Origin of the sequence: Pseudomonas sp. UBA1879 (assembly GCF_002338065.1) — a bacterium.
Lineage (GTDB): Bacteria > Pseudomonadota > Gammaproteobacteria > Pseudomonadales > Pseudomonadaceae > Aquipseudomonas.
Window position 1 is genome coordinate 1 of the sequence record NZ_DDHJ01000008.1, and the last position, 11,561, is coordinate 11,561.

14 protein-coding genes are annotated in these 11,561 nt (G+C 57.7%); 9 read left to right on the plus strand and 5 right to left on the minus strand.

All coding sequences use genetic code 11. The annotated features are described in order from the left end of the window. Positions 1-267 (plus strand): hypothetical protein (locus B3N48_RS08870; RefSeq protein ID WP_296182212.1); only part of this gene is annotated, 267 nt, incomplete at its 5' end. Here the strand turns inward: B3N48_RS08870 and tyrS are convergent. Next, positions 248-1,447, minus strand: coding sequence for a tyrosine--tRNA ligase (gene tyrS / locus B3N48_RS08875; RefSeq protein WP_296182215.1), 1,200 nt, complete (start codon positions 1,445-1,447; stop codon positions 248-250). The two genes, B3N48_RS08870 and tyrS, sit on opposite strands and share 20 nt — an antisense overlap. A gap of 212 nt (positions 1,448-1,659) precedes the next feature. Here tyrS and B3N48_RS08880 point away from each other — a divergent pair, with 212 nt between their 5' ends. Together B3N48_RS08880 and B3N48_RS08885 are read left to right on the plus strand one after the other, a co-directional pair. Next, positions 1,660-3,102: a peptidoglycan DD-metalloendopeptidase family protein gene (locus B3N48_RS08880; RefSeq protein ID WP_296182217.1), complete on the plus strand. Its 1,443-nt coding sequence runs from the start codon at positions 1,660-1,662 to the stop codon at positions 3,100-3,102. Positions 3,103-3,105: 3 nt separating this feature from the next. Continuing rightward, on the plus strand, positions 3,106-4,197 hold the full coding sequence (locus tag B3N48_RS08885; RefSeq protein WP_296182222.1) for an anhydro-N-acetylmuramic acid kinase: 1,092 nt from the start codon (positions 3,106-3,108) through the stop codon (positions 4,195-4,197). 62 nt (positions 4,198-4,259) lie between these two features. Here B3N48_RS08885 and erpA read toward each other — a convergent pair whose 3' ends face one another. Next, positions 4,260-4,610, minus strand: a complete 351-nt coding sequence (gene erpA / locus B3N48_RS08890) for an iron-sulfur cluster insertion protein ErpA (RefSeq protein ID WP_166595570.1) — start codon at positions 4,608-4,610, stop codon at positions 4,260-4,262. Between the two features lie 178 nt (positions 4,611-4,788). Next, positions 4,789-5,823, minus strand: a complete 1,035-nt coding sequence (gene argC, locus B3N48_RS08895) for an N-acetyl-gamma-glutamyl-phosphate reductase (protein ID WP_296182225.1) — start codon at positions 5,821-5,823, stop codon at positions 4,789-4,791. 133 nt (positions 5,824-5,956) lie between these two features. Between argC and hemJ the strand changes: the two genes are divergently transcribed. The 5 genes from hemJ (at position 5,957) to coq7 (ending at position 9,376) form a co-directional block, all read left to right on the plus strand. After that, complete coding sequence (gene hemJ / locus B3N48_RS08900) at positions 5,957-6,376, plus strand: protoporphyrinogen oxidase HemJ (RefSeq protein WP_296182227.1); 420 nt, start codon at positions 5,957-5,959, stop codon at positions 6,374-6,376. A gap of 45 nt (positions 6,377-6,421) precedes the next feature. Further along, the gene (locus tag B3N48_RS08905) at positions 6,422-7,342 is read left to right on the plus strand and encodes a DUF805 domain-containing protein (protein ID WP_296182229.1); all 921 of its coding nucleotides are present in this window, start codon (positions 6,422-6,424) and stop codon (positions 7,340-7,342) included. A 50-nt stretch (positions 7,343-7,392) separates the two neighbouring features. Next, on the plus strand, positions 7,393-8,178 hold the full coding sequence (locus tag B3N48_RS08910; protein ID WP_296182232.1) for an SDR family NAD(P)-dependent oxidoreductase: 786 nt from the start codon (positions 7,393-7,395) through the stop codon (positions 8,176-8,178). A gap of 87 nt (positions 8,179-8,265) precedes the next feature. Next, positions 8,266-8,604 (plus strand): histidine triad nucleotide-binding protein, encoded by a 339-nt coding sequence (locus tag B3N48_RS08915; RefSeq protein WP_296182234.1) that lies wholly within the window; start codon positions 8,266-8,268, stop codon positions 8,602-8,604. A 124-nt stretch (positions 8,605-8,728) separates the two neighbouring features. Next, on the plus strand, positions 8,729-9,376 hold the full coding sequence (coq7, locus tag B3N48_RS08920) for a 2-polyprenyl-3-methyl-6-methoxy-1,4-benzoquinone monooxygenase (RefSeq protein ID WP_296182236.1): 648 nt from the start codon (positions 8,729-8,731) through the stop codon (positions 9,374-9,376). 152 nt (positions 9,377-9,528) lie between these two features. Here the strand turns inward: coq7 and B3N48_RS08925 are convergent, their stop codons facing one another. Continuing rightward, complete coding sequence (locus tag B3N48_RS08925) at positions 9,529-9,951, minus strand: OsmC family protein (protein ID WP_296182239.1); 423 nt, start codon at positions 9,949-9,951, stop codon at positions 9,529-9,531. A gap of 207 nt (positions 9,952-10,158) precedes the next feature. On the opposite strand from B3N48_RS08925, the gene crp reads away from it, so the two are divergent. Continuing rightward, positions 10,159-10,803 carry a cAMP-activated global transcriptional regulator CRP gene (gene crp, locus B3N48_RS08930; RefSeq protein ID WP_296182242.1) on the plus strand — a complete coding sequence of 215 codons (645 nt, stop codon included), beginning with the start codon at positions 10,159-10,161 and terminating at the stop codon, positions 10,801-10,803. 13 nt (positions 10,804-10,816) lie between these two features. Here crp and B3N48_RS08935 read toward each other — a convergent pair whose 3' ends face one another. After that, positions 10,817-11,512 (minus strand): lipoate--protein ligase family protein, encoded by a 696-nt coding sequence (locus tag B3N48_RS08935; protein WP_296182260.1) that lies wholly within the window; start codon positions 11,510-11,512, stop codon positions 10,817-10,819. Positions 11,513-11,561 lie beyond the last annotated feature (49 nt).

The window sequence follows — 11,561 nt, forward strand, 5'->3', positions numbered from 1 at the left end:
ATCAACTTCAACCACTTGCGCCTGCCTCGACTTGGCGTCTCAGGTCAGCGGGAGGCGAATTCTACAGCGTTACAATCTGCTGTCAACCACCTTTTTCACCGCTACCGATTCAACCTGCAAACCGAAGCCTTCCGCACTGTCTACTTCGTCCAACTCGTTGATTATCAAGGAGTTTTCCGTTTCGTCTGCGCCGGAAGTGGGGCGAATTATAGAGACGTCCTGAGGGGCGTCAAGCACTTATTTGAATTTATTCTAAATTCAGCGTGACACGTCCGAATGCTTTCTTCCCAGCCTGACAAACGTGGGTCGCACCTACCTTAAAGATAAAGCCGCGATCCACTACCGCACCATCGATGCGCACGCCGCCAGATGCCAAGAGGTCGCGGGCGACCGCTGAGTTCTTGACCAAACCCGACTTATTAAGGACCGCTGCGATCGGCATGTCTTCAGTACCGGACACCGCGATTTCAGGCAGGTCGTCTGGCAGTTCGCCGTCTTTCATACGGTTTCCCGCAGAACGGTGCGCGGAAGCGGCGGCCTCTTCACCATGGAAACGCGCCACAATCTCTTCTGCCAGCTTGATCTTGATATCTCGTGGGTTAGCACCCGCTTCGCAATCAGCCTTGAAGCCTTCGATTTCTTCCATCGATCGAAAACTCAACAGCTCGAAGTAGCGCCACATTAATGCGTCCGGGATGGACACGAGCTTGCTGTACATAATGCCCGGCGCTTCCTGGATACCGACGTAGTTACCCAAGGACTTGGACATCTTCTTCACGCCATCCAGGCCCTCAAGCAATGGCATGGTCAGTACGCATTGGGCTTCCTGACCATAGGCACGTTGAAGCTCACGCCCCATCAGAAGGTTGAACTTCTGGTCGGTCCCGCCCAGCTCGACATCGGCACGCAGTGCGACCGAGTCATAACCCTGGACCAGCGGATAGAGGAATTCGTGGATAGCGATGGACTGGTTCGACTTGTAACGCTTGTCGAAGTCATCGCGCTCGAGCATGCGCGCAACGGTGTACTGCGAGGACAAGCGGATGAAATCGGCGGGGCTCAACTGATCCATCCACGAGGAGTTGAACGCGACCTCGGTCCTGGCCGGATCAAGAATCTTGAAGACTTGCGCCTTGTAGGTCTCGGCGTAGTCGAGGACCTGTTCGCGGGTAAGCGGGGGACGCGTGGCACTTTTGCCGCTGGGATCGCCGATCATGCCGGTGAAGTCGCCAATCAGGAAGATGACCTGGTGGCCTAGCTCCTGGAACTGACGCAGCTTATTAATAAGCACCGTGTGACCCAGGTGCAAATCGGGCGCCGTAGGGTCGAAACCGGCCTTGATGCGCAATGGCTGACCGCGCTTAAGCTTCGCGATCAGTTCGGACTCGACCAGGAGTTCATCTGCGCCACGCTTGATCAGCGCAAGCTGCTCTTCAACCGACTTCATTTCAGCCCCGTAATGCCTTATTTCAAAGGGAAACCACCATACAAGATCAGCGCCCAAATACAAGTTCTGGCAACAGAAGGTCGACGAATCGGGGAACGATCCGAACGCAGGCTTGCCTCAGGCAGGATTTGGTTATAATTTATACAGTTATTTCATCTTCATCATGTCATTCATCTTTTCCATTTCATCTTTTTTCAAAGTCAAAATTACCTATGAACGACACTCCGCCTAAAGCGCCTCCGCTTTATCCGAAGAGCCACCTGCTTGCTGCGAGCGGTATCGCCGCCCTGCTAAGCCTGGCCCTTCTGGTTTTTCCATCCAGTGATGTCGAAGCCAAGAAAACCAACCTAAGCCTCGAACTGGACACACCGGTCGATCAACTCAAGCAACAAGAAGACGCTCAAACCCAGTCTCAAGCCACAGAGTCCTCCACAGATTCCCCTTTTGCGCAGATTGACAACAACGCAGATGAGCCAGATGGCACAGCCCAGAGCGAACCCGCTGCCCCCCCTGAAAAGCGTGCAAAGGAAATCGCAGCAGCCTCAAAAGCGCCGACTCACCGAGAAGTTGTGGTCTCAAAGGGCGATACGCTCTCAACCCTTTTCGAAAAAGTCGGCCTTCCACCAGCCGCCGTCCATGAAGTGATTGCCAGCGACAAGCAGGCCAAGCAATTCAGCCAACTGAAAAATGGGCAAATCCTGCAGTTCGAGCTATCGCCCGAGGGCAAGCTCAAACAGTTGCACAGCAAGCTCAATGATCTCGAAAGCATCAGCCTGTCGAAAACCGACAAGGGCTATAGCTTCACCCGCGACGTCAGCAAACCAAACGTACGGACCGCCTATGTTCACGGGGTAATCAGTAACTCTCTATCTCAATCGGCCCAGCGTGCAGGCTTGAGCCATAGCATGACGATGGATATGGCCAACATCTTTGGCTATGACGTGGACTTTGCGCAGGACATCCGCAAGGGTGATGAATTCGATGTGATTTACGAGCAGAAAGTCGCCAACGGTAAGACCGTCGGTACCGGCAACATTCTCTCTGCTCGCTTCACCAACCGCGGTAAGACCTACACTGCCGTGCGTTATACCAACAAACAGGGCAACACGAATTACTACACCGCCGACGGGAACAGCATGCGCAAGGCATTCATCCGCACGCCGGTTGAATACGCGCGTATCAGCTCGCTGTTCTCGATGGGTCGCAAGCACCCGATCCTGAACAAGATCCGCGCCCACAAAGGCATCGACTATGCTGCACCACGGGGCACACCGATCAAGGCGACGGGCGATGGGAAAGTGATTCTGGCTGGTCGCCGTGGCGGTTACGGCAACACTGTGATTATTCAGCACGGCGAAACTTACCGCACGCTGTACGGCCACATGCAAGGTTTCGCCAAGGGCATCCAGAACGGTTCCAGCGTCAAGCAAGGTCAAGTTATCGGCTACATTGGAACGACCGGACTCTCAACAGGTCCCCATGTACATTACGAGTTTCAGGTAAACGGCGTTCACGTTGACCCGCTGGGTCAAAAGCTGCCGATGGCAGACCCGATCGCCAAGTCCGAAAAACAGCGGTTCATGCAAGAAAGCCAACCTCTGATGGCACGCATGGACCAGGAAAAGGCCACCATGCTGGCCTCGAGTAAGCGCTGACCTATGACTCTATATGTAGGTGTAATGTCCGGAAGCAGTCTGGATGGGCTCGACTTCGCACTTGTTGAACAGGATGACCGACCTCGTCTGCTCGGCACCCACTACATTCCCATGCCTGACGATCTGCGCGCAGAGCTCCTTGGCCTGTGCGCAAGCGGTCAGGACGAGCTCGCGCGGGCCGGTATCGCTGAGCAGAAATGGGTAGACCTGGCCGCGCAGGGCGTACTCGCGCTTCTGGACCAGCAGAACAAGCTGGCGGGCGAGATTCGCGCCATCGGTAGCCATGGGCAGACGATTCGCCATGAACCTGCCCGTGGTTTCACGGTTCAGATTGGTAACCCTGCCCTGCTGGCGGAGCGGACTGGCATCACAGTGGTCAGCGACTTCCGTAAGCGTGACATCGCGGCGGGAGGCCAAGGCGCTCCGCTGGTGCCGGCGTTCCACGAGGCGCTATTTGATGACAACAAAGACTATCGTGCCGTCCTGAACGTTGGCGGCTTCAGCAACCTCAGCCTGATCGAGATCGACAAGCCGGTTTCCGGGTTCGACTCGGGGCCAGGCAACGTGTTGCTCGACGCGTGGATTCAGGCTCAACGTGGCTTGAGCTATGACAAAGATGGGGCTTGGGGCGCAAGCGGGACTGTAAATGTCGAATTGCTCAAGTCGATGCTCAGTGACCCGTTCTTCCAGACCAAGGGGCCGAAGAGTACGGGTCGGGAGGTGTTCAACCTCGGCTGGGTGCATCATCACTTGTTCCAGTTGCCAACGCTGAAACCTGAAGACGTGCAGGCAACGCTTCTGGAGGTGACGGCGATGAGCATCACCGAGTCGCTGCAATCAGCTCAGGCCCAGACCAAAGAACTGCTGGTCTGTGGCGGGGGCGCTCACAACAAGGCGCTTATGGGCCGACTGGCCGATCTGCTGCCAAATACCAAGGTTTCCAGCACCGCCGAGTTCGGCGTTGACCCTGACTGGGTCGAAGCCATGGCGTTTGCCTGGCTGGCTCATTGCGCACTGGAAAGCGTTCCCGCTAACCGTCCCAGCGTAACGGGCGCCAGAGGTCTGCGCGTACTCGGCGCGATCTATCCCGCCTGAACGACAAGGCAGAATGCAAAACGCCGCGCATATGCGCGGCGTTTTCGTTTACACCGAATGACTCAGATCGAGAACGAGGAGCCGCAACCGCAAGTGGTGGCTGCGTTCGGATTCTTGATCACGAAGCGAGAGCCTTCGAGGCCTTCCTGATAATCAACTTCTGCGCCCGCCAAGTACTGGAAGCTCATCGGGTCTACCACCAGGCTGACACCCTCGCGCTCAACGATCGTGTCATCGTCGGCAACGTCTTCATCAAACGTAAAACCATACTGGAAACCGGAACAGCCGCCGCCGGTCACGAATACACGCAACTTCAGGCGATCATTGCCCTCTTCATCGACCAGGGTTTTCACTTTGTGCGCTGCACCGTGCGTGAATTCCAGAGCCGTAGGTGTGAAGGTTTCAACACTCATGCTCAATATCTCCCGGCGGTAAGCCGTCATCATGCGTAATGACGGCCATTATCCGCTTCTCCTAGAAAATCGGTCAACTATTCTAAAAGCAGCCATGAGCCTCAAGCGACAAGCTGCAAGTGAAAAACATGTGATCCCGCTTTAACTCGAAGCTTGCCGATTACCCCTCGACTTGGCTTTACGGGAGCAGCGCGGCGTGGGACAGGCCCAAACGCTCATCCAATTCAAACATGATGTTCATGTTCTGCACCGCTTGGCCCGACGCACCTTTGACCAGGTTGTCGATGACAGACAACACCACCACCAAATCCCCACCTTGAGGACGGTGTACGGCGATCCGGCACACGTTCGCCCCTCGCACGCTGCGGGTTTCCGGATGGCTGCCCGCCGGCATGACGTCGACGAACGGTTCATTGGCGTAGCGTTTTTCGAACAATGCCTGCAGATCGACGGATTTATCCACAACGGTCGAATACAGAGTCGCGTGAATGCCGCGGATCATTGGCGTCAGGTGAGGCACAAACGTCAGACCAACATCGCCACCGGCTGCACGACGCAGGCCTTGGCTGATCTCTGGCAGATGGCGGTGGCCTTTGACGGCGTAGGCCTTGAAGCTTTCACTGGTCTCGGCATACAGCGAACCCACACTGGCCCCACGGCCCGCGCCGCTGATGCCGGACTTGCAGTCCGCAATGAGACGAGTGGGGTCGGCCAGACCCGCTTCGAGCAGCGGCAGGAAGCCCAGTTGCGTTGCCGTCGGGTAGCAACCCGGTACCGCGATCAGGCGCGCGCCTTTGATTTTCTCGCGATTGACTTCCGGCAGGCCGTATACAGCCTCGGGCAGCAGGTCGGGCGCGCCATGGGGCTGGTTGTACCACTTGGCCCACTCGTCTGCGTCCTGAAGGCGGAAGTCGGCGGACAGGTCGATGACCTTGGTACCCGCTGCCAGCAGTTCGCCCGCCAAGGCGTGTGCGACGCCATGCGGGGTGGCGAAAAATACCACATCGCAGGCACCCAGCACGTTGACGTCCGGCACGCTGAACGCAAGGCCGTCATAGTGACTACGCAGGTTCGGATACATGTCAGCCACAGGCAGACCGGCTTCGGAACGCGAGGTGATCGCGACCACTTCAGCTTCTGGATGCTGTGCCAGAAGACGTAGCAACTCGACGCCGGTGTAACCTGTGCCACCGACGATACCGACCTTGACCATAACGTGCCCCTCAACGAAACCACTGGAAAGGCGCAGATGATAGGAGTCCAGAGCCAGAGGGACAACCGCGAACGTGACGTACGGACACGCATGCCACTACTATTTGCGCCACCGTGATCGTGGAAACTCAAAAATGCTGTGGATAAAAGCGCTGCACATCGTCTCAATGGTCTGCTGGTTCGCCGGCCTGTTCTACCTCCCCCGTTTGTTCGTTTACCACTCCATGAGCGAAGACGCCGTCAGTCGTGAGCGATTTTGTACCATGGAGCGCAAGCTTTATCGCGGAATCATGGGCCCTGCAATGATCGGCACACTGGTGTTCGGCATCTGGCTGATTACACTCATCCCCGGGTATCTCCAACAGGGGTGGATGCACGCCAAGCTCACTCTGGTCGTCATTCTGATCGGCTATCACCATATGTGCGGCGCGCAGGTGAAACGCTTCGCGCGCGGCGAGAATGGCCGCAGTCATGTGTTCTATCGCTGGTTCAATGAAATTCCCGTGCTGATCTTGCTGGCGATCGTGATTCTGGTCGTGGTCAAACCCTTCTGACGACAGCGCAGCAAACGCCTCTAACCCCAGACAAGGAAGCCGAGCATGGCAGAACACTTCAAGATCGTTTTCGAAGGGCAGTTGCGAACGGGCGTGGATCTGGAAACGGCTCGTTTGAATCTCGCTCAGTTGTTCAAGAGCGATGTCTCCAGTATCGAACGGCTGTTCAGCGGCAAGCCGATGACCGTCAAACGCGGCCTGACCGGGGACGACGCACAACGGTATTTGAAAGCCCTGAACGATGCCGGCGTCGAAGCCCGGATCGAGCCAGAGCAGCCGGTGGCATGGACGCTGGAAGAAATCGAAGAGCCTGCTCCAGTGAAGCCGGCGTTCCAGCCTGCCGCCTCGCCCTATGCGCCGCCGCGTGCTTCGGTGTCCACCGAATGGCCAAGCGAAGGCGAACTTAGGGTGTTCAGTGTTCAAGGACGTATCGGGCGGCTGCGCTATTTGGCTTGGACCATGGTGCTGAGTGTCGTGGGGATGTTGCTCGCAGCGCTGTGCTTTGGGGTATTGAGCATGTCGCTGGTAGCAGGCGGCCTGCTCGCCACCATACTGGTCATTGCCTTTGCCGTGGTGAGCATCCAAATGGGCGCCCAGCGTCTGCATGATGCGGGCTGGTCGGCGTGGTTGTTGCTGCTGAACCTGGTGCCATTGGTCAACAGCGTGTTCCCGCTGCTGATGATCGTCATTCCAGGCAATCAGGGCCCTAACCGCTATGGCGCTCCACCGCCCAAAAATACCCGCTCGGTGAAAATCCTCGCCGCACTGTGGGTGATTTTCATCGCGCTGGTGTTGGTGGCAGCGGTGCTAGGCGGTTTCCAGAAGGTCAAAGACGAAGTCAACGCGACGACCGGCGAGTATGAGCAAGCATTGCCGTACGATGACGACTCGGACGACAGCACCCCGGATGTGCTCGTAGAGCCGGCAACACCGCCCGATGCAGGCGACAGCGACGAAGCTCAATAACTGCCCAACCGCACGGAAGCGTCTTGACATACGTACCCTTGGAGAATTGCATGACCCGTTACGCCCTGGTCACAGGCGCATCCAGCGGCATTGGCCTGGCCATGGCCGAAGCCTTGGCCCGTCGCGGCCGCAATCTGATTCTGGTTTCCCGCCACCGGGACATGCTGGAAAGCATTGCGCTTGAGTTCACTCAGCGTTTCGGCGTCGAGGTCTTGTTCCGAGCCTGCGACCTTGGCGAGCCGCTTCGCCTGTCGGGATTTCTGCTGGAACTGGAAGAAGGTGAGCGTCAGATCGACTTGCTGGTGAATTGCGCCGGGATTGGCAACAGCGGGCCGTTTCTCGCACAGGAATGGGCGCAGGAGCAGGATCTGCTGGACCTCAATGTGCTGGCCCTGACTCGCCTGTGCCACACCGTTGGCAACTTGATGGCCGTGCAAGGGGGCGGGCAAATCCTCAACGTCGCGTCGATCATGGGCTTTCAACCCGGCCCGTGGATGAGTACCTATGCCGCCAGCAAAGCGTTCGTGCTGCATTTTTCTGAAGGCCTGCGTGAAGAACTTAAAAAGACTGGCGTAAAGATTTCAGTGCTGTGCCCTGGCCCCACCCGGACGTCGTTCTTCAAAACCGCGCAGCTCGACGCCGACAAATTCACCCACGACAACACCATGAGCGCTGAAGAAATCGCGCTGTACACCGTTCGGGCACTGGATAAAAACCGCGCCGTGATCGTGCCGGGCTGGCGAAATCGCTTTCTGATTCGCCTGCCCCGCTTTGCCGGACGCTGGGTGACGCGCAAAATCTGGGGGTCTATCCTCAAGTCGCGCACGTCCGCCTGATCGGCTGCCCTGTCACAAACGGCTGGGCGTGACTCGACACGCTCAGTACACTCGCCCTACCCCTCTCGAACACGGAGCAACAAGGCTGTGGAGACTCTGTTCACCAAGATCATCAACCGGGAAATACCGGCCAGGATCCTCTACGAAGACGATCAGGTGCTGGCATTTCACGACATCGCCCCTCAAGCGCCGGTGCATTTTCTGGTCATCCCGAAAAAACCCATCGCGACCCTCAACGACGTCACCGAAGAAGACAAAGGCCTGCTGGGCCATATCCTCTTCACCGCCCAGCGCCTGGCCAAAGAACAAGGCTGCGAGGACGGTTTCCGTGTGGTGATGAACACCAATGAGAATGGCGGCCAGACTGTTTATCACATTCACATGCACGTACTGGGCAAGCGCCAAATGACGTGGCCGCCGGGCTGATTCGCGTTTTCGACGACTGACTCCCGCCGACTACCCAACACGGGCATCGGCGGGCTGATGCAGGGCAAGCCTGATAAAGGTGATTGAGGTAGACTGGCCGCCGTGGATTTATCCGGAGGTGCCCATGGCTACCGAACGTCACTACTCTCCTGTCGACCGTTTCCTGTTACAAGCCGATGCCGCGATGAAGACGCTGCTGCCTGCCAGCGCGCACGCTCATCGCCCTTCTCCCGCCATCGTGCAACCGGACACCAAGATGAGCGAGACCGACACCCGACATGTCGCGGGTCTCATGCGTATCAACCATACCGGCGAAGTCTGTGCCCAAGCGCTGTATCAAGGTCAGGCCCTGACCGCGAAATTGCCCCATGTCCGCAAAGCCATGGAGCACGCCGCCGAGGAAGAAATCGATCATCTGGTGTGGTGTGAACAGCGCATTCGTCAGCTCGGCAGTCACACCAGTGTGCTCAACCCGCTGTTCTACGGCATGTCATTCGGCATCGGCGCGGTGGCGGGCTTGATCAGCGACAGGGTCAGTCTGGGGTTTGTCGCGGCGACTGAAGACCAGGTCTGCAAACACCTAAACGAGCATCTGGAGCAATTGCCGATCGAAGACGAAAAGTCCCGGGCGATTCTGGAGCAAATGCGCACGGACGAAGAGCAACACGCCGAGGGCGCCATCGACGCAGGGGGATTTCGTTTTCCAGCGCCGGTGAAGTTCGGCATGAGTTTGCTGGCCAAGGTCATGACCAAGAGCACGTACCGCGTCTGACGCTACACACCCTTGGCTCTCAACACGGTTTCTGTGAGAGCCGGCTTGCTGGCGAAAGCGGCGTTTCAGTCGACGTATCTGTTACCGATACACCGCATTCGCCAGAAAGGTGAAGCGTCACCCCGGCGGCTTCACAAGTATCTACACGCTCCTCAGCCCAACTCTACGATTTCGTAATCGTGGGTGATCTCAACCCCCGCCGCGCCCAGCATGATCGATGCCGAGCAGTATTTTTCAGCGGACAGTTCGATAGCGCGCTTGACCTGAGTTTCCTTCAGCCCGCGGCCCTTGACCACGAAATGCAGGTGGATCTTGGTGAACACCTTGGGGTCTTCGGTGGCACGCTCGGCTTCGAGAAACGCCTCGCAGCTTTCAATCGGCTGGCGGGCTTTTTTGAGAATGCTGACGACGTCGAAGTTGCTGCAACCGCCCAAGCCAATCAACACCATTTCCATCGGGCGAACACCCAGATTGCGACCACCGCTCTCGGGCGGGCCGTCCATCACGACAACGTGACCGCTGCCTGATTCGCCCAGAAACATGGCCTCACCCGCCCATTGAATACGTGCTTTCATCCCCAGGACTCCCAAGCTCGAAAAAAGGCGGCCAGCTTAGCACAGGGTCGGAATGTCGCTGAGTGGACCGGAAATGTCGAGAAGCGACAGAAATGTAGGAAATGTCTGAAAAAACGGTGAATTGCCGCTGTCGAACTGCGACAAATCGGAAATACTGCCGATACCTCTAAGAATGCCGGAAGGCGCAGTTTTTTACGGGATACGCCGATGGTTGTCATGACCCCACCGAACAAAGTGAAATTGCTCGACAAGCTTCTTCCCTACGCCCAACGTCGTCGCTGCGCCGCCAAGACCAACATCATCTGCGCGGGTGAGCAGTCCGAGTCGCTGTATTTGATCATCAAAGGGTCAGTCACCATCCTGATCGAGGACACCGACGGTCGCGAGATGATCGTCGCCTACCTCAACAGTGGTGATTTCTTCGGCGAGCTTGGGCTGTTCCAACCGGCCAGCCACGAACCTCAGCGTAGCGCTTGGGTACGAACCAAGACCGAGTGCGAAGTGGCTGAGATCAGCTACGCCAAATTCCGCGAGTTAAGTCAGCACGATCCCGAGTTGATGTACGCCATGGGTGGCCAGATGGCCGAACGACTGCGCAATACCACACGTAAAGTCGGCGACCTGGCGTTTCTCGATGTGACTGGCCGGGTGGCGCGCAGCTTATTGGATCTGTGCAAACAGCCGGATGCCATGACCCACCCTGACGGCATGCAGATCAAAATCACCCGTCAGGAGATCGGCCGAATCGTGGGTTGCTCGCGGGAAATGGTCGGTCGCGTGTTGAAGTCACTGGAAGAACAGAAGCTTGTTCACGTACGCGGCAAGACTATGGTGGTCTTCGGCACGCGCTGATCGCCAACCGACGCTACAGCTCGGCGAAGATTTGTGCGTAGCGTTCGCTCAGTCGGTCGAGAAAATCCGGCGCGGCGAATTGTTCGTGCAACGCGATGTGGCTCTCGGCGCGGCATCGTTGTTCAAGGTCGCACATCTGATTAAAACGGTTGACGGCGTCGACCATCTCAATTCGCTCGTTGTCCAGCAGCATCGCACCATGGGCCAGCACCACAGGCCGCTTGCCGCCTTGGCTCTGCCGCCAGCGCTGGGCGGTGCCGACCATCTTGCGGCCGTCCAGATTGACGTTGAACCGGCCGTCACAGAATGCGCCCTCCACTTCGCCCAGCGAGGCAGCGCCGCCCAATTCGCCCAGTACATCGAGCATGGGCTGGCATAGGCGACGATAGGCGTTTTCGATGCGATCACGATCGTGATCTGACGGGGGTTGCACGTACACCAGCGCGATATTCACCGTGGCCGGGGATTGCGGCACCGGTTCGCCTCCGCTCTCCCGCAGCAGGATCGGCCAACCGAGGTCGGCGAGGGTTTCGCTGGCTTCGGTGAAGCCGTCGAGGCGGTTCAAGCGGCGCGGCATGACCAGCGCGTGATCATTGGGTCGCCAGAACAACAGGCCATAATCGGCCTCTCCAGCGCACACAGAGGCCAGCAGACCCTGCTCGGCCCTGAGACCGGCTTCCACGCAGATGTCTATCACACGAACGGTCATAGCCATTCAACTCCTAATGGGCCTGACGCCCCTTGTAGGAGTGAGCGTG

Bases quoted from the DNA above. Each gene is read 5' to 3' on its own strand.
- B3N48_RS08935 (WP_296182260.1), bottom strand. From the start codon at position 11,512: ATGACCGTTCGTGTGATAGACATCTGCGTGGAAGCCGGTCTCAGGGCC.
- B3N48_RS08925 (WP_296182239.1), bottom strand. From the start codon at position 9,951: ATGAAAGCACGTATTCAATGGGCGGGTGAGGCCATGTTTCTGGGCGAA.
- B3N48_RS08905 (WP_296182229.1), top strand. From the start codon at position 6,422: ATGGCAGAACACTTCAAGATCGTTTTCGAAGGGCAGTTGCGAACGGGC.
- B3N48_RS08885 (WP_296182222.1), top strand. From the start codon at position 3,106: ATGACTCTATATGTAGGTGTAATGTCCGGAAGCAGTCTGGATGGGCTC.
- B3N48_RS08910 (WP_296182232.1), top strand. From the start codon at position 7,393: ATGACCCGTTACGCCCTGGTCACAGGCGCATCCAGCGGCATTGGCCTG.
- coq7 (WP_296182236.1), top strand. From the start codon at position 8,729: ATGGCTACCGAACGTCACTACTCTCCTGTCGACCGTTTCCTGTTACAA.
- erpA (WP_166595570.1), bottom strand. From the start codon at position 4,610: ATGAGTGTTGAAACCTTCACACCTACGGCTCTGGAATTCACGCACGGT.
- crp (WP_296182242.1), top strand. From the start codon at position 10,159: ATGGTTGTCATGACCCCACCGAACAAAGTGAAATTGCTCGACAAGCTT.
- argC (WP_296182225.1), bottom strand. From the start codon at position 5,823: ATGGTCAAGGTCGGTATCGTCGGTGGCACAGGTTACACCGGCGTCGAG.
- tyrS (WP_296182215.1), bottom strand. From the start codon at position 1,447: ATGAAGTCGGTTGAAGAGCAGCTTGCGCTGATCAAGCGTGGCGCAGAT.
- hemJ (WP_296182227.1), top strand. From the start codon at position 5,957: ATGCTGTGGATAAAAGCGCTGCACATCGTCTCAATGGTCTGCTGGTTC.
- B3N48_RS08880 (WP_296182217.1), top strand. From the start codon at position 1,660: ATGAACGACACTCCGCCTAAAGCGCCTCCGCTTTATCCGAAGAGCCAC.